The sequence below is a fragment of the Micromonospora sp. II genome, from assembly GCF_001709195.1.
Classification (GTDB): domain Bacteria; phylum Actinomycetota; class Actinomycetes; order Mycobacteriales; family Micromonosporaceae; genus Micromonospora; species Micromonospora chalcea.
The window spans coordinates 16407-36775 of the sequence record NZ_LYXF01000018.1 but is presented as its reverse complement, the minus strand read 5'-3'; the positions used below and the strand labels follow the sequence as shown (position 1 = coordinate 36775).

Genomic DNA, 20369 nt, shown 5'->3' with positions numbered 1-20369 from the left:
TCGACCCGGCCGAATCGCCCCTTCGCCTCGCCCGGACGGCTGAAACCTCGCCCGCCGCCGGGACAAGCGTCTGCCGACAGCGTTGAGTGAAGACATACCTGCGGGGGGTGCAGGGGAAGTCCACGGCGTCGCCGCCGTTGCCCGGCCACGGCCGGTCCGGCGCGCGGCGCCGTGGACCGTCAGTAGCCGATTCGGGTGGTGCCGCCGTAGTGCGGCGCGACCGCCGGCCGATCCCGCCAGACCGTCTCCGCGAGGCTCGGCCCCCACTGACGCAGCAGCGTCTCGGCGCCGTCGTAGGCGACTCCGAGCACGCCCAGGATCCGGGTGGCGATCTCGGCCGCGGCCGACGCCCCGGCCGGTCCGGCGTGGACGCCGGGCCGGGTCGCCGCGTGCACGGCGACCGCTTCGGACGAACCCAGCACCTCGGCCAGCGCGCGGGCCAGCGCGACCCGGCTGCCCTCCACCCAGCCGGCCAGCGCGTCCGCGTAACTCGCCGTCGACTCCAGCCGCCCGACCAGGCTCTCCGGCCCCTCGTCCAGGTGCCGGAGCAGTGTTGCGCGCGCCTCGTCGTACGCCGACGCGGCGGCGCCGGACCAGGCGACCTGGTCGCCGAGCAGGGCGCAGGTGTCGTCGTACCCCCGGACGAGCCGGCGCACGGCGTGGCCGGCGTCGGTCAGCGGCGCGGGGTGCAGGTCGAGGAACTCGCGCACGGCCGCGCCGGGGAGCACCTGCATGCGGCGCAGCAGCGGCCAGAGGCGGTGGCCCTCGGGTGCGCCGGCGGCGAGCAGCGTGTCGACGCGGGCGAGCAGGTCGAGCCCCGGCTCCGCGAGGCGGTCGAGCGCGTCCATCAGGCCTCCCGGGCCAGCCGCCGGGCCACGCCGTCGTCGGCGGCGGCATAGCGGTCGGCGGCGCTGCGCAGCGCCGCCGCGGCGGCGGCCAGCCGGACGGCGGCAGCCTGTGCCTCGCGCGCTCGGTCGGCGGTGGCGGCGGTCCACTGCCGGTGCAGCGCGCGGCCCACCTCACCGGGCCGGCCGGCGGCGTGCGCGCCGAACGCGGGGTGCGGCGGGTCGGTGGCGGTGACCGTGCGGGCCAGCGTGGCGAGGGTCGCGCCGGCCTCGTCGAGGCGGGCGGCCAGGGCGCGCAGCGTCTCCATGTCAGGCTCCCGCCAGCGGCCGGTAGGCCGCGAACGTCTCGTTGTGCAGCTTCTCCCGCGCCCACTGCGCCGCGTCGGCGGCGGCGGTGACCGCCGCCTGCACCGACCCGGCCACGTCACGTGGGCTGCGGTGGTGCAGCGGCCCGAGGAAACGCACGTCGGTGATGCGCCCACCGGCTGTCACCACCACCTCGACAAGGCCGTCGGGCGAGCGGACGGTGACCTCGACAGTGGCCACCGCCTGGTCGAACTCGGCCTGCAGGTTCTCGATGCGGCGGTAGCGCCGCACCGCCTCCTCGATCCAGGCCTCGTCGATCTCGCCCCGCGGCATCGGCGGACTCCTCCCGGCCGGTCGGCCCCAACATCACTGAGCGTGCCGCCTCGATCACGGCGGCATCACCGGGGACCGTACCGCACGCCAATCGCGCGTGTCGATGCCCTGTGGACAGCGTGGAGCGGGCGTGGGTCAGCCGCGCCAGAGGGCGAGCATCATCGCCTCCACCGCGATTCGCGGCTTGACGTTCGCCTCGATCGCCGCCCGGCACTCCAGCACCGCCTCCAGGCGGCGCAGCGAGCCCTCGGCGTCCCACTTCTGCGCGCCCGCGCCGGCCAGCGCCGCGGTGTCGGTGTGCACCGGGGCGACCGGCGCCCGCAACGCCATGGTGAGCGCATCGCGGTAGAACCCGGCCAGGTCGACCAGCGCCCGGTCGAGCGCGTCCCGCTGGGCACGGGTGGCCCGCGACTTCTGCCGCTTCTCCAGATCCTTGAGCTGGCCGGCCGCGCCGCGCATGGCGCCGGCCGCGCCCCGGCCGGTGCCGCCCGCACCGAGCGCGGTCTGCAACGCCGTACGCTCCGCCTCGTCGATCTCGACGACCGAGGCGGCGGCCTCCGCCTCGGCGGCCTCGATCAGCGCCGAGGCGGCGTCGAACGCCGCGCCCACGCCGGTCAGCCGGCGCGGCACGGCCAGCACCGCGTCGCGCCGCTGCCGGGCCTCCGGGTCGCGGGCCAGCCGCCGAGCCCGGCCCACGTGCCCCTGCGCGGCCGCCGCGGCCCACTCGGCCACGTCCGGCGCGATGCCGTCCCGGCGGACCAGCACCTCGGCCACCGCGGCCGGCGGCGGCTGGCGCAACGGTACGACGCGGCAGCGCGACCGGATGGTCACGGAGATGTCGTCGGGGTGGGTGGACGGGGCGCAGAGCAGGAAGACGGTACGCGGCGGCGGCTCCTCGATCGCCTTGAGCAGCGCGTTGCCGGCGGCCTCGGTGAGCCGGTCGGCGTCCTCGATGATCACTACCTGCCACCGGCCGCCGGACGGCGTGCTCGCCGCCCTGAGCACCAGCGCGCGCATCTCGCCGACACCGATGGAGAGCCCGTCCGGAACGACGAGGCGCACGTCGGCGTGCGTGCCGGTGAGCGTGGTGTGGCAGCCGGGGCAGCTGCCGCATCCGGTGCCGTGCACGCACTGCAGGGCGGCGGCGAACGCGCGGGCGGCCACCGACCGGCCGGATCCGGGCGGCCCGGTGAAGATCCAGGCGTGGGTCATACCGGCGCCGGGATCGGCTTCAGCGGCGGGTGCCGGAGGCGGGTCGGCGTCGGTGCCGTCGAGCTCCTCGGCGAGCGCGTCGAGGTCGTCGTACCCGCCCGCCGGCGCGCCGGCCGCGACGGGCACGGCGGCGCGCAGCAGCGCGGCGGCCGAGGCGGCGGCCCGCCGCAGCGTGTCCACCGCCTCGTCCTGCCCGACCAGATCGCCGAAGACGTCGGTCATCTTCGGGGTTGCTCCATCGTCACCAGCTCCGCGTCGGATAACTCAGGCTGGACCGAGGTGTCCGGGCCCTGCGCCGGACGCGGGTGCACGATCCCGCCCGGGTCGGCGAGGAGCTCACCCACCCGGCGGGCCACCGCGTCGGCGATCTCGTCCACCGGCCGGGACGCGTCGAGCACGAGGTAACGCTTCGGGTCACCGGCGGCCAGGTCGAGGAAGGCGTACCGGACGCGCTCGTGGAACGTCAGCGACTCGGCCTCCAGCCGGTCGGCCCCCTCGTTGCGCGTCTCCACCCGGCTCAGGCCGGTACGCGGCTCGACGTCGAGCAGCACCACCAGGTCGGGCTTGAGGCCGCCGGTGGCCCAGGACGAGAGCCAGGAGACCTCGTCCACCGGCAGCGTCCGGCCGGCGCCCTGGTAGGCCAGTGACGAGTCGACGTACCTGTCGCTGATCACCACCGCGCCGCGCACGAGCGCCGGGCGGACGACAGTCGCGACGTGGTGCGCCCGGTCGGCGGCGTAGAGCAGCGCCTCGGCGCGCGGCGACGGCGCCTCGTCCGTGCCGGTGTCAAGCACCAGCGAGCGGATCCGCTCACCGACCGGTGTGGCGCCCGGCTCGCGGGTGACCACCACGTCCCGCCCCTGCGCGCGCAGGCGCTCGGCGAGCACGGCGAGCTGGGTGGACTTGCCGGCGCCCTCGCCGCCCTCGAAGACCACGAAGAGACCGCTGGAGACGAACGGCTCGGCCGGCATCAGCGGGCGGCCCCGGATCGAGCCCCACAGGTCGGCGAGGACCGGCACGCCCTTCTTGTCGTCCATCTGGCCGAACGCGCTGATGCCGGCGATGATGCCGGCCGCGCCGGCGGCGAGCAGCAGCAGGCGCGTCGAGGAGATGGAGATGCCCAGGTCGGCGATGGTGAGCTGGCGGGAGCCGCCGACGCCGACCAGGAGGCTGCTGAGCGCGATGGCGAGGATCAGCACCAGCCGGGTGCCGATCTGCACCACCGCGAAGACGCGCCCGCGTACCTCGTCGGCGACCTCGCCGCCGAGCAGCGTGGTGCCGGCCAGGAACGCCATGCCGGCGCCCGCGCCGACCAGGATCGCGCCGAGGATGGCCATCGACAGGTGGATGGCGAACGCGAGCACCAGCACCGAGGCGCTGGCGAGCACGATGCTCATGCCGAACCAGCGGCGGCGGGACATGTCCCGCACGATCATCGGACCGAGGCCGATGCCGAGCGCCAGGCCGACGAAGATCGCGCCGAAGAGCAGCGAGAACGCGGCGTCACCGGCGCCGAGCGAGTTGGCGAAGAACTTGGCCGTGCCGACCACGATGCCGCCGCCGGCGAACGCGCCGAAGATGCCCAGCACCAGGCCGCGGACGAGCGGGGTCTGGCCGATGTACTTCCAGCCCTCGGAGAACTGCCGGAACATGCTCTGCTCGGAGCGCTCGGCCTCGCCGCGCTGGGCGTGGCTGATCTCCTTGATCCCGAACGCCACCACGAGCGCGGTGGCCAGCCGGGAGAACGCGTTGAACCAGAGCGCGAGCTGGGCCGGCTCGGCCCAGTTCGGCAGGTCGCCGCCGACCGCGCCGCGGACGCCGCGGTCCAGCACGGCCAGCGCGATGGCCGCCGCAACCGGCGTGAGGCCGTACGTGGTGATCAGCGTGAGCTGGTTCGCCGCTTCCAGCCGGGTACGCGGGATGAGGTTGGGGACCGCCGCTTCCTTGGCCGGGATCCACATCAGCGTGATCGACTCGATCAGGAACGTGGCGATCAGCGCCCAGCCGACCACCAGCCCGCCGGCGGCCCCGGTCAGCGCGTAGAGCGGGATCGAGGCGAACAGCACGAAGCGCAGCAGGTCGCAGATGACCATCGTCCACCGGCGGTCGAACCGGTCGGCGAACACGCCCGCCACCGGGCCGAGCACCAGCGCCGGGAGCAGCCGGATCGCTGTCACACCGCCGAACGCGGCGCCCTGGGCGGTGCTGCCGGAGACCTGGGAGGCGGCGAACAGCGCGGTGGCGAGCAGACCGAGCCAGTCGCCGAAGGAGGCGGCGCTGAGTACGATCCACAGCCTGCGGAACGGCCGGATGCGCAGCACCGAGCGGATGGCGGCGACGCCGGAGTGGTCGGCGGCTGTCCCGGGCGACGACACGCCGGGCGACTCGCCGTTGTTCTGGCTTTCGATGGCCGTACCTCCACGTGCCGGCCCAGGTCTGGGCATCCCCGGTGGAACACTCTAGTCGCGCGGGAGGAGCAGGCCTGCGCGACATTCACCTGCTCGCTGAGCCTAGGCCGCCGGGACCACCGCCCGCAGCCCGGACAGACGCGAGGGTATTTCGCATTCTCGCCCAGACAGTTAGYGTGCAGACGTGGCCATCGACCGTGACAAACTTCGCGAGCGTCTCGACCGGGCGACCGCTCACCTCGACCCGCCGTACGCGGTGGTCGACCTCTCCGCGTTCGACGCCAACGCCGGCGCGCTGACCGGCCGGGCCGACGGCAAGCCGCTGCGCGTGGCGAGCAAGTCGGTACGGGTCCGCGAGCTGCTCACCCGCGTGCTCGGCCGCCCCGGCTGGCAGGGCGTGATGGCCTTCACCCTGCCCGAGGCGGTCTGGCTCGCCCGCTCCGGCGTCAGCGACGACGTGCTGGTGGCGTACCCGACGGCGCACCGGGCCGGCCTCGCCGAACTGGCCGCCGACCCGGCGCTCGCCGACGCGGTGACGCTGATGGTCGACGACCCCGCCCAGCTCGACCTGATCGACGAGGTCTGCCCGCCCGCGCGCCGCCCCGCGCTGCGGGTCTGCCTCGACCTGGACGCCTCCTGGCGGCCGCTGCGGGGCCGGGTGCACGTCGGCGTGCGCCGCTCCCCGGTGCACAGCGCCACGGCGGCCGGCGCGCTCGCCGCCGCCGTCGCCGCCCGGCCGGGCTTCCGGCTGGTCGGCCTGATGTCGTACGAGGCGCAGATCGCCGGTCTGGGCGACGCGCCACCCGGGCAGGCGGTGCTCGGCTCGGCGATCCGGGTCGCGCAGCGCGGGTCGTACCGGGAACTGCTGGCCCGCCGCTCGGACGCGGTCGCCGCGGTACGCGAACACGCCGACCTGGAGTTCGTCAACGGCGGCGGCACCGGCAGCGTGGCCGCCACCAGCGCCGACCCCGCGGTCACCGAGGTCACCGCGGGCTCCGGCCTGTACGGGCCGACGCTGTTCGACGCGTACCGTGCCTGGCGGCCGACCCCGGCGGCGTTCTTCGCCTGCGCAGTGGTCCGCCGCCCGGCGCCCGGGCTGGCGACGGTGCTCGGCGGCGGCTGGATCGCCTCCGGCCAGGCGGCGAGCAGTCGGCTGCCCCGGCCCTGGCTGCCGGACGGCCTGAAGCTGCTCGGCGCGGAGGGCGCCGGTGAGGTGCAGACGCCGCTCGCCGGGGACGCCGCGGACGGCCTGCGGGTCGGTGACCGGGTGTGGTTCCGCCACGCCAAGGCCGGCGAGATGTGCGAGCACGTCAACGAGGTGCACCTGGTCGACGGGGACGCGGTGGTCGCGACGGTGCCCACCTACCGGGGCGAGGGCCACGCCTTCCTCTGACCCGCCGCCGGCGTGACGACGGCGGGGCCCCGGCGCACCCGGGAACCCGCCGCTCGGCGTGCCGCTCAGCCCTGGGACACGGCCTCCGTGGGAGCGTTGACCTGCCGGTGCAGGTACTCCCGGATGAGGGCCTTCGCCTCGACCAGCACCCGCTCGTCGCCGTCGGTGCGGCGGCGGAAGGCCAGCTTGATCAGGGCGTCGGCCGCCTCGACCGCGACCTCCAGGTGGAACCGCAGGTCGGGCACCCCGGCCAGGCCGAAACGCTCGGTGAGCACGCGGGCGAGCTGCTCCGCGATGACCCCGTTGTTGTCCCGCTGGTCGTCCAGCAGATGCAGGTCGACCACGTCGCCGAAGTGCAGGGTACGGAAACCGGGGACGGTGCGGTGCATCGAGATGTACTCGTCGATCGCCGCGTCGACGCCGTCCCACCAGTGCGTCAGATCGTCCGACGCGAACCGCTCGTCGAGCCGCTGGAGGTAGGACTCCATGGTCCGCAGCGTCAGCGCCTGCACGATGGCCCGCTTGTCCGGAAAGAACTGGTACACCGACCCGATCGCCACCTCGGCGCGCTCGGCGAGCAGGGTCGTGGTCAGCCCTTCGTACCCCACCTCGTCGACGAGCTCGGCGCAGGCGTCCAGCATCCGCTGGACCCGCGCGACACTTCGACCCTGCACCGGTACCCGACGCAGCGGCCCGGTCGTGGCGGCTGGTGTGGACACTCGGCGCCACCCCCCTTCGACGGATGAACATATCTGCACGTCACGAGTCTGTGACTACCGGTACAACGAGCCGGGCTCGATTGCGGTATTTACCAGGCACAACGTTCCTGATATGAATTCAGTTCATATTCATGTCGAGGAGTGGCCGCGATGACCGGTACCACCGCCACCTGGTCCAACTGGGCCGGCAACCAGCACAGCTCCGCGCTCCTCACCGTGCGCCCGCGTAGCGTCTCCGACGTCGTCGAGGCGGTCCGTCAGGCCGCCGCGGCGGGCCGGACCGTCCGGGCCACCGGCAGCGGCCACTCCTTCACCGCCACGGCTGTGGCCGACGGGCACCGCATCGACCTCGCCGAACTGGAGACAGACGTCACCGTCGATGTGGCGCGCCGCCTGGTCACCGTACCGGCTGGAATGACGTTGCACACGCTCAACGAACTGCTCGCCGGGCACGGCCTGGCGATGCCGAATCTCGGCGACATCGACGCCCAGACCATCGCCGGCGCGCTCTCCACCGGCACCCACGGCACCGGGGCGAAACTGGGCTGCCTGTCCACCTTCGTGGCTGGGCTGACGCTCGTCACCGGCACCGGCGAGGTGCTGCGCTGCTCGGCCGAGGAGAACCGCGACGTCTTCGACGCCGCCCGGGTCGGGCTCGGCGCGGTCGGCGTACTGGTCGAGGTCACGCTGCGCTGCGTCGACGCCTTCGTGCTGCGCGCGCACGAACGCCCCGCCCCGCTCGCCGAGGTGCTCGGCGACCTACCCGGCCTGTACGAGGCGCACGACCACGCCGAGTTCTACTGGTTCCCGTACACCGACCGGGTGCAGGTCAAGACCAACGACCGGGTACCCGCCGACGACCAGCCGCTGCCCGGCTGGCGCGGCTGGCTCGACGACGAGTTCCTCTCCAACACCGTCTTCGCCGGCGCCTGCCGCCTCGGCCGCGCCGTACCCGCCCTCGCCCCCACGATCAGTGCCGTCTCCGCCCGCGCGCTCACCGAACGCACCTACACCGGCCGTTCCGACCAGGTCTTCTGCACACCACGCCGGGTCCGCTTCGTGGAGATGGAGTACGGCCTGCCGCGCGAGACGCTGCCGACGGCGCTCACCGAGCTGCGCCGGATCGTGGAGCGGCTGCCGTTCAAGGTGCTGTTCCCGGTCGAGGTGCGGTTCACCGCCGCCGACGACATCTGGCTGTCCCACTCGTACGGGCGGGACTCCGCGTACATCGCCGTGCACCAGTACGTGGGCATGCCGTACGAGCCTTATTTTCGCGCGTTCGAGCAGGTGGCGACGGAGCTGGGTGGTCGCCCGCACTGGGGCAAGCTGCACTGGCGCGATGCGGAGTCGCTGGCCACCGCCTACCCGAGATTCACGGACTTCCAATCCGTCCGCACCCGCCTGGACCCCCACAACCTTTTCCAGAACCCGTACTTGACCCAGGTCCTGGGCTCCTGAAGATCTTGGTACGAAGACGCCCATCGAGGGGCGTCTTCGTACCAAGATCTCGGCGGTTGTCCACAGGGGCAGCGTGACGGGTGCTGTTCGGGTGGGGTTGCCGGTGTGGAGATGCCGGGGGACGACGCGGGGGAACTGAGCTGGTTGCTCTTCCGTCAGGCGCGAGTGCTGGGTGCGGCGCAGGCTCGGCGGTTCCTGTCCGAGAAGACGATCCGGCACCGCATCGCCAGCGGGCGCTGGCGGCAGGTGCACCCCCGGGTCTACGTCACGCACGACGGTCCCGTCGGCCCGGATGAGCGGCGCTGGATCGCGGTGCTGGCGGCTGGACCGGCCGCGACATTGGGCGGACTCACCGCAGCCCAGTGCTGGGGGCTCAGGCGCTACGAGAGCCGACTCATCCATCTGCTGCTGCCGGCCCGGCACCAGACCCGGGCGATACCACCTGGCGTACGGGTCCACCGCACCACAGTGCTACCGCCGGAGGACGTGCTCGCGATCGGCCGGCCCCGCCGGACCATGCCGGCCCGCTCGCTCGTCGACGCGGCGCAGTGGGCAGCGACCGACGAGGAGGCACGGGCCGTCATCGCGGCGGGCTTCCAGCAACGCCTGGTCTGGGGCGACGACCTGCACCGGGTGCTGGAACGGCTTCCCCGGGCGCGTCGCCACCGCCTGATCCTGACGACCGCCACCGACGCGGCGGGCGGCGCCCACTCCCTCGCCGAACTCGACTTCCTCGATCTAGTCCGGCGGGCCGGGCTACCCGAACCGTCTCTCCAGGTCGTGCGGCGAGACGCCACCGGGCGGCGCCGCTACCTCGACGTCTGGTTCGAGCGGTGGCGTGTGCACGTCGAGATCGACGGCGGGCAGCACTTCGACCCGAGGACCGCCTGGGCGGACATGCAGCGGCAGAACGACGTCTGGTCCACCGGTGACCGGGTGCTCCGCTTCCCCGCCTGGGCCGTCCGCAACGACCCCACCCGTGTGATCACCCAGTTGCGTGCCGCCCTGCGATCCGCAGGCTGGCCCGGCTGAGATCTTGGTACGGAAACGCCCTTCCAGGGGCGACTCCGTACCAAGATCACTCGTTCGGGGTTGAGGTCGCCTTCTTGGGGGCCGCCTTTTTCGCGGGGGCCTTCTTCGCCGCGGTCGTCTTCTTGGCCGCCGTTGCCTTCTTGGCCGGGGCAGCCTTCTTCGCGGCCTTCTTCTTAGGCGCCGGGCCCTTCGCGCGCTTCTCGGCGAGCATCTCCGACGCCTGCTCCAGCGTCAGCTCCTCCGGCGTCTGCCCGCGCCGCAGCGACGCGTTGAACTCGCCGTCCGTGACGTACGGCCCGAAGCGCCCGTCCTTGATCACCAGCGGCTTCTCGGTGAGCGGGTCGTTGCCCATCTCCCGCAGCGGTGGCGCGGCGGCCCGGCGCTGGCGCGTCTTCGGGGCGGCCAGCAGCGCCAGCGCCTCGTCCAGCGTGACGGTGAACATCTTGTCTTCCGAGTCCAGCGAGCGGAACTCGTCACCGCGCTTGACGTACGGGCCGTAGCGGCCGTTGTTGGCGAACACCTCGGTGCCGTCCGGGGCCACGCCGATCAGCCGGGGCAGGCGCAGCAGCTGCAACGCCTGCTCCAGGGTGAGGCTGTCCGGCGACTGCGAGCGCAGCAGCGACGACTTGCGCTCACCGCTGGCCACGTACGGGCCGAACCGGCCGGACTTGAGCAGGATCGGCTCGCCGGTCGACGGGTCGTCGCCGAGCTTGCGCTCACCGCCGCCGCCGAGGAACAGCTCGTGCACCTTCTCCGGGGTCAGCTCGTCCGGCGCGAGGCCCTCCGGGATCGGCGCCCGGTCACCCTGCGAGCCGCCCTCCTCGCCCTCGCCCTCACCCGAGGCCGAGCCCGAAACCGAGGCCGTGCCCGAAACCGAGCCGGGGAGCGCCCGCTGCAGGTACGGCCCGTACCGGCCGACCCGGACGACGACCTCGCGGCCCTCGTCGTCGGTGAACAGCGGGATCGAGTTGACGCTGCGCGCGTCGATCTCGCTGAGGTTCTCGGTGACCAGCTTCTTCAGGCCACCGGCGTGCGCGATGGCCTGGTCGCCGGCGCCGTTGGTGCTGCCGAAGTAGAAGGAGGTGAGGAAGTCGACGGCGGCGTGGTCGCCACCGGCGATCTCGTCCAGCTCGTTCTCCATGCTGGCCGTGAAGTCGTAGTCGATCAGGCGCGGGTAGTGCCGCTCCATCAGCCCGATCACCGCGAACGCCAGGAACGTGGGGATCATGGCCTGGCCGCGCTTGGTCACGTACCCACGGTCCTGGATCGTCTGCATGATCGACGCGTACGTGGAGGGGCGGCCGATGCCCAGCTCCTCCAGGGCCTTCACCAGCGACGCCTCGGTGTAGCGCGACGGCGGCTGGGTGTGGTGGCCCTGCGCGGCCAGCTCGTCGGCGGTCAGCGGCTGATCCTTGACCAGCGTGGGCAGCCGCCGCTCGGCGTCCTCGGCCTCGGCGTTCTCGTCGTCGCTGGACTCGACGTACGCGCGCAGGAAGCCCGGGTCGGTGATGGTCTTGCCGGTCGCCCCGAAGTCGGCCTCCTCCTGGGCGGAGGAGACGGCACGGATGCGCACCGACACGCTGGAGCCGACCGCGTCGGTCATCTGCGAGGCGATGGTGCGCCGCCAGATCAGCTCGTAGAGCTTGTACTCCTCGGCGGACAGCTCCTTGGCCACCTCGCCCGGGGTGCGGAAGTTGTCGCCCGCGGGGCGGATCGCCTCGTGCGCCTCCTGCGCGTTCTTCACCTTGCCGGTGTAGCGGCGCGGCTCCGGCGGCACGCTGCGCTCGCCGTACAGCTCGACGATCTGTCGGCGGGCCGCCGCGATGGCGGTCTCGGACAGGTTCACCGAGTCGGTACGCATGTAGGTGATGTAGCCGTTCTCGTACAGGCGCTGCGCGGTGCGCATCGTCTGCTGCGACGAGAACCGCAGCTTGCGGGCCGCCTCCTGCTGGAGCGTGGAGGTGATGAACGGCGCGTACGGGCGGCGGCGGTAGGGCTTCTCCTCGACCCGGGTGACGGTGAACGGCCGGTCGGCCAGGCGGGCGGCCAGCCCCCGGGCCCCGCCCTCGTCGAGGTGGACGACACCCGCGCCGGCGCGAACACGACCCGTGGTCGGCTCGAAGTCCTTGCCGGTGGCGATCCGGTCACCGTTCAGCGCGACCAGCGTGGCGTTGAACGTGCGCGGGCCCTCGCCCGGCTTCGCCACCGCGAGCGTGGCCAGGATGTCCCAGTACTCGGCGGTGCGGAACGCCATCCGCTGGCGCTCCCGCTCGACCACGATCCGGGTCGCCACTGACTGCACCCGGCCCGCCGACAGCTTCGGCATGACCTTCTTCCACAGCACCGGCGATACCTCGTACCCGTAGAGGCGGTCGAGGATGCGCCGTGCCTCCTGGGCGTCGACCAGGTCGCGGTCGATCTCCCGGGGGTTGGCCACCGCGGCCTGGATGGCCGGCTTGGTGATCTCGTGGAAGACCATCCGCTTGACCGGCACCTTGGGCTTGAGCGTCTCCACCAGGTGCCAGGCGATGGCCTCGCCCTCGCGGTCCTCATCCGTCGCCAGGAAGATCTCGTCGACCTCCTTGGCCAGCTTCACCAGCTTGCTGATCTGCTGCTTACGGTCGGGCGACACCACGTAGAGCGCGTGGAAGCCGTTGTCGACGTCGACGCCGAGACGCGCCCAGGGCTCACCCTTGTACTTCGCCGGGACGTCGGCGGCGTTGCGGGGCAGGTCCCGGACGTGGCCGAAGCTGGCCTCCACGACGTACCCCGGGCCGAGGTAGCCCGAGATCGTCTTGGCCTTCGCCGGAGACTCGACGATGACCAGACGGGTGGTTCCAGCGTTGCTCGGCACGTCTCTCCCCGACCTCACTCCTACGCCATGCCCGCTTCGGGCCGTGTTGCGCCACCCGGACCACGGGCGGTCCGGATGTCCAACGTAACGCGCCGTCCGCGTTCCGGGTTTCGTGGGCGGCAAACGGGCCGCTCTCCCGGCGACCGCCGGCCGCACCCTGCCGGACGGCGTCACGGTACACCGTGGGTAGGGCGGCAGGCGTGTCACTGTGACGATCGCGTACACCCGGCGGAGCCGTCGCCGGGTGTCCGGGTTCGGACACCGGACGGTCAGCCGGGCGCGCCCGGCCACTCCGCCGCCGGCGCCGTGACCGGCCGTTCCCCCACCAACTCGGCCAGCCGCGACATGCGCCGCCCGCCGATCCGGAACGCGGGCCCGCCCTCGTCCGGCTCCACGAACGCGGCCGGCAGGCCGACCGCCGCCAGCGCGGCGCGCACCACCGGCCAGCACGGCTCGTCGGCCGGTCCGAGCCGCAGCCGGAACCCGGCCGGCTCGGCCGTGCCGGCCGCGGCCGCCCAGAGCCGCAGCCGCCGCCCGTCCAGGTGGAATCGGGCCGGTGGCCGCTTCACCGCCCCGCGCAGCCAGGCCCGCGCGAGCGGCGCCAGCATGCTCGTGTACGCGGTGCGCACCCGGTGCCGCCCGTCCTCGGTCGGCTCCCAGCTCGCCGGCACGCCCCGGGCGCCCAGCTCCGCCACCAGCACGTGCACCCGCCAGGCGGCGTCCACCACCACGGAGATCCGGGCCGTGCCGCCCATCCGCCCCACCTCACCCGGCCCGGCGAGCAGGCCGGCGAGATCCGCCAGCGCGGGATCGGCCGCCTCGGTGGAGAACAGCGAGGGCTGGCGGGCCGGTTTCGGGGTGGGAGGGGTCAGCGACACTCCGGGACCTCGTCGAAGGCCTCTTTCAGCTCGGTCGAGTTGAGCTTGCTGGTGTCCAGCGCGCTCGCGTCGTACTCCTTGTTGAGCGTGTCCACGGCGGAGCGCACGCCGTCGTAGAACGGACCGGCCTGGGCGGTGTCGAGCCCGTCGATGGCGGACCGGGCCCGGCCGTACGCGTCGCGCATCTTGCTCAGCGACCCCAGGAACCCGGCGGACACCTCGGCGCCGCGCTCGGCCTCGGGCACGCCCGCCTCCTCGACCTTGCGCCGGGCCGTCTCGCTGGCCTGCTCGGCGCCGGCGAAGAGCCGGACCAGGTTCTCCTTGGCCTGCGCCGGAGTGGTCTGCGCGGTCATCTGCTGCTGGGTGCTGCTGGTCAGCTTGGAGATCTCCGCGCGCCACGGGGTGAGCGCCTGGCACACCGACGCGGCCCAGACCCGGGGGCTCGGGCCGCCGCCGCACCCGGCGACGACGAGGACCAGCGTGGCCAGGACCACCGTGAGCTTTCCGGCGGTTGCCGCCCGGCGCGTACGCATGCGTTGCAGCGTACGACCTCCGGGCGGAACCGCCACCGCTCAGGTTTGCCGGGCACGGGGCTCCCGGCCGGCCGGGACCGGCCGGGAGCCGTCGCGTGGACCTCAGGCGTTGACCGTCTCCGGGCGCTGGTCCGGCTTGCCGGCGTCGCTGTCCGAGTCGGTCATCGCCACGCCCTTGCGCTTGCTGAACACCACGGCCCCCGCGATGATCAGCGCGGCGACCACGGCGATCGTGATGCGCAGCGGGTTGTTCTGGTCGTTGCCCACGCTCCAGGCCACCACGGCGGGCGCGATCAGCAGCGAGACCAGGTTCATCACCTTGATCAGCGGGTTGATCGCCGGGCCGGCGGTGTCCTTGAACGGGTCGCCGACGGTGTCGCCGATGACGGTGGCGGCGTGCGCGTCGGAGCCCTTGCCGCCGTACGCGCCGTCCTCCACCAGCTTCTTGGCGTTGTCCCAGGCGCCACCGGAGTTGGCCAGGAACACCGCCATCAGCGTGCCCGCGCCGATCGCGCCGGCCAGGTACGCGGCCAGCGCGCCCGGGCCGAGGCCGAAGCCGACAGCGATCGGGGCCAGGATGGCCAGCAGGCCGGGGGTAAGCAGCTCGCGCTGCGCGTCCCGGGTGCAGATGTCCACGACCTTGCCGTACTCGGGCCGCTGGGTGCGGTCCATGATGCCGGGCAGCTCACGGAACTGGCGGCGTACCTCCATCACCACGGCGCCGGCCGAGCGGGACACCGCGTTGATGGCCAGGCCGGAGAAGAGGAAGACCACCGCGGCGCCGATGATGAGGCCGACCAGGTTGCGGGGGTTGGCGACGTTGAGCGAGTTGAGGATCTCGTTGCCGACGTCGTTCACGCCCGCGTCCTCGTACGAGGAGCGCAGCGTGTCGGTGTACGAGCCGAACAGCGCGGTGGCGGCCAGCACGGCGGTGGCGATAGCGATGCCCTTGGTGATCGCCTTGGTGGTGTTGCCGACGGCGTCCAGCTCGGTGAGCGTCCGCGCGCCGTGCTCGTCGATGTCGCCGGACATCTCGGCCACGCCCTGCGCGTTGTCGGAGATCGGGCCGAACGTGTCCATGGCGACGATGACGCCGACGGTGGTGAGCAGGCCGGTGCCGGCCAGCGCGACGGCGAACAGCGACAGCGTGATCGAGCTGCCGCCGAGCAGGAACGCGCCGAACACGCCGGCGCCGATCAGCAGCGCCGAGTAGACGGCCGACTCCAGACCGACGCTGATGCCGGCGAGGATGACGGTGGCCGGGCCGGTCTGCGAGCTCTTGCCGATGTCCTGCACCGGGCGCCTGTTGGTCTCGGTGAAGTAGCCGGTCAGCGCCTGGATCGCGGCGGCCAGCACGATACCGATCACGACCGCGCCGATGGCCACCAGCCGCGGGTTGCGGTCGACGTCGGTCAGCCCGCCCTCCAGCTCGGCGAACGTGGCCGGCAGGTACGCGAACGCGGCGATCGCGACGAGCACCGCGGCGATGAGCGCGGAGAGGTAGAAGGCCCGGTTGATGGCGGTCAGGCCGTTGCGGTCGCTGGCGCGCAGCCGGGTGATGAAGACGCCGACGATCGCGACGAGCACGCCGATGGTGGAGATGATCAGCGGGAAGACCAGGCCGGTCTCACCGAACGCGGCCCGGCCGAGGATCAGCGCCGCGACGAGCGTGACCGCGTACGACTCGAACAGGTCGGCGGCCATGCCGGCGCAGTCGCCGACGTTGTCGCCCACGTTGTCGGCGATGGTGGCGGCGTTGCGCGGGTCGTCCTCCGGGATGCCCTGCTCGACCTTGCCGACCAGGTCGGCGCCGACGTCGGCGGCCTTGGTGAAGATGCCGCCGCCGACCCGCATGAACATGGCGAGCAGCGCGGCGCCGAAACCGAAGCCCTCCAGCACGGTCGGGGCGTCACCCCGGTAGATCAGCACGACGAGCGCCGCGCCGAACAGACCGAGGCCGACGGTGAGGAAGCCGACCACGCCGCCGGTGCGGAAGGCGATCTTCATGGCGCCTTCGCGTCCGCCTTCGCGCTCCCGCGCGGCCGCTGCCACCCGCAGGTTGGCGCGGGTGGCCAGCCACATGCCGGCGCCGCCGATGAACGCGCTGAACAGCGCACCCACCACGAAGAACGCCGAGCGGCCGAGCTTCACCAGCGTTTCGTTGCCGTCGGTGTCGTGCACCGGCAGCAGGAACAGCAGCACGACGGCGATCACGACGAAGATCGCCAGCGTGCGGAACTGCCGCAGCAGGTACGCCGACGCGCCCTCCTGCACCGCGCCGGAGATCTCCTGCATGTTTGTGGTTCCCTTACCGGCCGCCAGGACCGCCCTGGTGAGGGCGGCCGCGAAGACGAGCGCCACCAGCGCGATGACCGCGGCGATGACGACGTACGTCACGTTGGCTCCGGTAAGGGACAGTGCGCCGCCGTCAGCGGCCAAGGTCCCGGACATCTATGTCCTCCTGTACCGAACAACTCGCGCCGGCCGGTGGAGACGCACGGGCCGACGCCTGGATGCGGACTCGCAAGCGCGCGCCAACCCACTCCGGCGGACCGTTCCCGCTGGCTACGGGACGGGATCACTTGCTGACAACCCGGGTACTGTAGCCCTCCGGCGTGGCGAGGGTCACAGGCAGGGGGCACCGTATCTCGATGATCTTCGTAACTGTGTTATACGAAGAAATCTGATATATGGCCCGGTCAACACGACGAGGCCGCGCTCCCCGTGCGGGGAACGCGGCCTACGTGAACGGAAAGGTCAGGCGCGTCCGGCCGGCCAGGTCATCCGGACCTCGGTGCCGACGCCCTCGTCGACCGGGCGGACCTGGAGGTCCTCCACGAAACCGGCGAGCAGCGCGAAGCCCACCCCGGTGGTGAGCGCGTCCTCGCTCAGCGACTCCTTGGCCAGCTCGTCCGGCCCGAGCGCGGCCAGGCCGAGGCCCGCCTCGATCGGCGCCCGGTCCACCACCCGGACCGTGTAGCCACCGGTGTCGGACATCTCCACGTACACCGGGTCGACCAGGCCGTACTGCCGGTGCAGCGCGACCGCCCGCGTGCACGCCTCACCGATGGCCAGGCGCACCTCGTCCAGCAGGTCCTCGCGTACGCCGGCCCGCCGGGCCACCGCGACGCCGACCAGGCGTGCGGTACGCACGTGCACCGGGGCCGGAGAGAAGGAAAGCTTGACGGTGGCCATCACGCGCCGGTGGAGTCGGCGGCGATGGCCGCGTCGACCGTCGGATGCAGCGGGAAGACCTGGTCCAGGGCGGTGATCCGGAAAATCTTGAGCAGCGGCTCCTTGTCGCAGACCAGGGCGAACGAGCCGCCGGCCGAGCGCAGCCGCTTGAGCGCGCCGACCAGCACGCCCAGTCCGGTCGAGTCGAGGAAGTCCACCCGGCCCAGGTCGACCACCACGTGGCGGGCCCCGCCGTCGATCAGCTCAAGAAGCCGTTCCCGCAGGCGGGGGGCGGTGTAGACGTCCACCTCACCACCGACCTCGAGCACCGTGTGCTCCCCCACGGCGCGGGTCGCCAGCGACAGCTCCATCGGCCCCTCCTCGGTAAACTCTCCAGGGCATCTAACCATCCCCCGTGCGGCCCTCTCGGATCACCGGCCACGCCCCTCCCTTACCCCCACCCTGCGGTTCCCAATTCCGAACACCAGTGCGAGAGTGCAGGACGTGACCGACCACAGCCCCGGCCCGCGGCGTGCTCCGGGTGAGCTGCTGCGCCGGCTGCGGCTGCGGCACCCCACCGACCCGGTCACCCACGTCGAGCGCGTCCCGGCGCGGGCCGGCGAGCCGGTCGGGTGGCCCGGCTGGGCGCCGGAGGAACTGCGGGCGGCGTTCGCGCGGCGCGGCGTCACCGCCCCGTGGCGGCACCAGGCCGAGGCCGCCGAGCTGGCGTACGCCGGCAATCACGTCGTGGTGGCCACCGGCACGGCGTCCGGCAAGTCCCTGGCGTACCAGCTGCCCGCGCTGAGCACGCTGCTCGCCGACCCGCGCGCCACTGTGCTCTACCTGGCGCCGACCAAGGCGCTCGCCGCCGACCAGCTCCGCGCCGTCGCCGGTCTCGACCTCGACGGGGTACGCCCCGCCACCTACGACGGGGACACGCCGCGCGCCGAGCGGGAGTGGATTCGGCGACACTCCCGGTTCGTGCTGACCAACCCGGACATGCTGCACCACGGCATCCTGCCCGGTCACGCCCACTGGTCCGGGTTCCTGCGCCGCCTCGCGTACGTGGTGGTCGACGAGTGCCACACCTACCGGGGCGTCTTCGGCTCACACGTCGCGCACGTGCTGCGGCGGTTGCGGCGGCAGTGCGCGCGCTTCGGGCGTACCCCCGTGTTTCTGCTGGCCTCGGCCACGTCGGGTGACCCGGCGACGGCGGCCGGGCGGCTCACCGGTCTAGCAGTCACCGCCGTCACCGAGGACACGTCGCCGCGCGGCGGCGTGACGTTCGCGCTCTGGGAGCCGCCGCTGCTGCCGCCCTCCGACTCGGCTCCCGACGCCGACCTCGTCCAGGTCCGGCGCTCCGCGCTGCGGGAGACCGCCGACCTGCTCGCCGACAGCGTGGTCGAGGGGGTACGCACGCTCGCGTTCGTGCGGTCCCGCCGGGGCGCCGAGGTGGTCGCCGCGAACGCCCGGCGGTCGCTGGACGAGGCGGTACCAGGGCTGGGCGAGCGGGTGGCCGCCTACCGGGCCGGCTACCTGCGCGAGGAACGCCGCGAGCTGGAACGGGCGCTGCTGCACGGCGACCTGCTCGGGCTCGCCTCCACGAACGCACTCGAACTCGGCGTCGACCTGGTCGGGCTGGACGCGGTGCTGATCTGCGGCTGGCCCGGCACCCGCGCGTCGCTGTGGCAGCAGGCCGGGCGGGCCGGGCGTTCCGGCGACGAGGCGCTCGCCGTGCTGGTGGCCCGCGACGACCCGCTCGACACCTATTTGGTGCACCACCCGGAGGCGCTGTTCGGGCGGCCGGTCGAGGCGACGGTGCTCGACCCCGCCAATCCGTACGTCCTCGCGCCGCAGCTCGCCTGCGCCGCCCACGAGTCCCCGCTCACCCCCGCCGACCTTGACCTGTTCGGTGAGGGCGCGAAGGAGGCGGTGGACTCGCTGGTCGAGGCGGGGACGCTGCGGCAGCGGCCCACCGGCTGGTACTGGCGGCACCGGGAGCGCCCCGAGGTCGACCTGCGCGGTGAGGGCGGCGCCCCGGTGTGCGTGGTGGAGGAGTCCACCGGCCGGCTGCTCGGCACTGTCGACGGCGGATCGTCGCACTTCCTGCTGCACACCGGCGCGGTCTACCTGCACCAGGGCGTCTCGTACGTGGTCGACTCACTCGACCTGGCCGACGGGTGCGCGCTCGTGCACGCCGAGGAGCCGGACTGGTCCACCCACGCCCGCGACGTCACCTCACTGTCGGTGGTGTCGGTCCGCTCGTACGTGGACGCCGGCCCGGTCGGTCTCTTCCTCGGCGAGGTGGACGTGACCAGCCAGGTGGTGTCGTACCAGCGGCGGCGCATCGCCACCGGCGAGGTGATCGACACCCGCCCGCTCGACCTGCCGGCCCGGGAGCTGCGCACCGTCGCGGTGTGGTTCACGCTCTCCCCCGAGTCGCTGACCGCCGCCGGTGTCGAGGCGGCCGACGTGCCGGGCGCGCTGCACGCCGCCGAGCACGCCGCCATCGGCCTGCTGCCGCTGATGGCGACCTGCGATCGCTGGGACATCGGTGGGCTGTCCACCGCCCTGCACCCGGACACCGAGGCGCCCACGGTCTTCGTCTACGACGGGCATCCCGGCGGGGCGGGTTTCGCCGAGCGGGCGTACGGCACCGCCGCCGCCTGGCTGCGCGCCACTCGGGACGCGATCGCCGAATGCGGGTGCGAGACCGGGTGCCCGTCCTGCGTCCAGTCCCCGAAGTGCGGAAACGGCAACAACCCGCTGGCGAAGGCAGAGGCGGTGAAGGTCCTCGATGTGGTGCTGGCGAATCTCGCCACGGTCGGCGGCCCGGACGCGGTGTCTGACCCGGATTCGCCCGCCTCTGGCCCGGAGGCGGACGGCCCGGAGGCGGGTGCCGGCCCGGAGGCGGGCGGCCCGGGGAGCGGCGAGGTGTTGCCCCGGCAAGGCGACCGGGTGGCCCGCCCAGCTCAGACGGCCGGTGGCCCACCCGCCTGACCTGGTCCGCACCCGTCGGGTGGGGCCTCCCGCCAGATCGGGGTGGTTGCTGTATAGGCGGGTGCTGGACCCCGCCACTTCGCCGAACTGGTGTCGATCAAGATGGGCCGTGCCCCGGGGGTCTGGTTGGTGGGACGGGTGCATGAGGGCAGGGCTCTCGGGGCATTGATGCATGGGAGCGCTTCCATGCATCATTTCCAGTAGCGCAGGTGACCCCAGACCCG

Annotated in this window: 16 protein-coding genes; 4 read left to right on the top strand and 12 right to left on the bottom strand. The window is 73.1% G+C overall.

Features of this window, described 5'->3' with window-relative positions; all coding sequences use genetic code 11:
* Positions 1-179: 179 nt before the first annotated feature.
* The 5 genes from A8711_RS10320 to tmk all read right to left on the bottom strand — a co-directional run bounded on the left by A8711_RS10320 (position 180) and on the right by tmk (position 5071).
* Positions 180-848: a hypothetical protein gene (locus A8711_RS10320; RefSeq protein ID WP_064448457.1), complete on the bottom strand. Its 669-nt coding sequence runs from the start codon at positions 846-848 to the stop codon at positions 180-182.
* Entirely contained in the window at positions 848-1153 is a 306-nt protein-coding gene (locus tag A8711_RS10315; protein ID WP_030503764.1) for a hypothetical protein, read from the bottom strand. The genes A8711_RS10320 and A8711_RS10315 overlap by 1 nt, the downstream gene beginning before the upstream one ends.
* A gap of 1 nt (position 1154) precedes the next feature.
* Positions 1155-1484: a YbaB/EbfC family nucleoid-associated protein gene (locus tag A8711_RS10310; RefSeq protein ID WP_013473591.1), complete on the bottom strand. Its 330-nt coding sequence runs from the start codon at positions 1482-1484 to the stop codon at positions 1155-1157.
* Between the two features lie 135 nt (positions 1485-1619).
* Entirely contained in the window at positions 1620-2918 is a 1299-nt protein-coding gene (locus tag A8711_RS10305; protein ID WP_064448456.1) for a DNA polymerase III subunit delta', read from the bottom strand.
* A complete protein-coding gene (tmk, locus tag A8711_RS10300) occupies positions 2915-5071 on the bottom strand; it encodes a dTMP kinase (RefSeq protein WP_233514596.1) in 2157 nt (718 codons plus the stop codon). The genes A8711_RS10305 and tmk overlap by 4 nt, the downstream gene beginning before the upstream one ends.
* 217 nt (positions 5072-5288) lie before the next feature.
* Here tmk and A8711_RS10295 point away from each other — a divergent pair, with 217 nt between their 5' ends.
* Positions 5289-6497 (top strand): amino acid deaminase/aldolase, encoded by a 1209-nt coding sequence (locus tag A8711_RS10295; protein ID WP_069088064.1) that lies wholly within the window; start codon positions 5289-5291, stop codon positions 6495-6497.
* Positions 6498-6562: 65 nt separating this feature from the next.
* On the opposite strand, the gene A8711_RS10290 is transcribed toward A8711_RS10295, so the two are convergent.
* The gene (locus tag A8711_RS10290) at positions 6563-7138 is read right to left on the bottom strand and encodes a TetR family transcriptional regulator (RefSeq protein ID WP_030503760.1); all 576 of its coding nucleotides are present in this window, start codon (positions 7136-7138) and stop codon (positions 6563-6565) included.
* A gap of 219 nt (positions 7139-7357) precedes the next feature.
* Between A8711_RS10290 and A8711_RS10285 the strand changes: the two genes are divergently transcribed.
* Together A8711_RS10285 and A8711_RS10280 are read left to right on the top strand one after the other, a co-directional pair.
* A complete protein-coding gene (locus A8711_RS10285; protein ID WP_069088063.1) occupies positions 7358-8674 on the top strand; it encodes a D-arabinono-1,4-lactone oxidase in 1317 nt (438 codons plus the stop codon).
* Between the two features lie 111 nt (positions 8675-8785).
* A complete protein-coding gene (locus A8711_RS10280) occupies positions 8786-9706 on the top strand; it encodes a DUF559 domain-containing protein (RefSeq protein ID WP_069088098.1) in 921 nt (306 codons plus the stop codon).
* A gap of 46 nt (positions 9707-9752) precedes the next feature.
* On the opposite strand, the gene topA is transcribed toward A8711_RS10280, so the two are convergent.
* From topA to A8711_RS10250, 6 genes are all read right to left on the bottom strand, one after another.
* Entirely contained in the window at positions 9753-12560 is a 2808-nt protein-coding gene (topA, locus tag A8711_RS10275) for a type I DNA topoisomerase (protein ID WP_069088062.1), read from the bottom strand.
* Between the two features lie 269 nt (positions 12561-12829).
* Positions 12830-13438, bottom strand: a complete 609-nt coding sequence (locus tag A8711_RS10270; protein WP_069088061.1) for a hypothetical protein — start codon at positions 13436-13438, stop codon at positions 12830-12832.
* Entirely contained in the window at positions 13429-13971 is a 543-nt protein-coding gene (locus A8711_RS10265; protein ID WP_069088060.1) for a hypothetical protein, read from the bottom strand. Before A8711_RS10265 ends, A8711_RS10270 begins: the two co-directional genes overlap by 10 nt.
* 102 nt (positions 13972-14073) lie before the next feature.
* A complete protein-coding gene (locus A8711_RS10260; RefSeq protein WP_043327240.1) occupies positions 14074-16422 on the bottom strand; it encodes a sodium-translocating pyrophosphatase in 2349 nt (782 codons plus the stop codon).
* A gap of 306 nt (positions 16423-16728) precedes the next feature.
* Complete coding sequence (locus A8711_RS10255) at positions 16729-17166, bottom strand: ATP-binding protein (RefSeq protein WP_069088059.1); 438 nt, start codon at positions 17164-17166, stop codon at positions 16729-16731.
* Positions 17166-17516, bottom strand: coding sequence for an STAS domain-containing protein (locus A8711_RS10250; protein ID WP_013283649.1), 351 nt, complete (start codon positions 17514-17516; stop codon positions 17166-17168). The genes A8711_RS10255 and A8711_RS10250 overlap by 1 nt, the downstream gene beginning before the upstream one ends.
* Positions 17517-17649: 133 nt before the next feature.
* Here A8711_RS10250 and A8711_RS10245 point away from each other — a divergent pair, with 133 nt between their 5' ends.
* Positions 17650-20145, top strand: coding sequence for a DEAD/DEAH box helicase (locus A8711_RS10245; RefSeq protein ID WP_069088097.1), 2496 nt, complete (start codon positions 17650-17652; stop codon positions 20143-20145).
* Positions 20146-20369 lie beyond the last annotated feature (224 nt).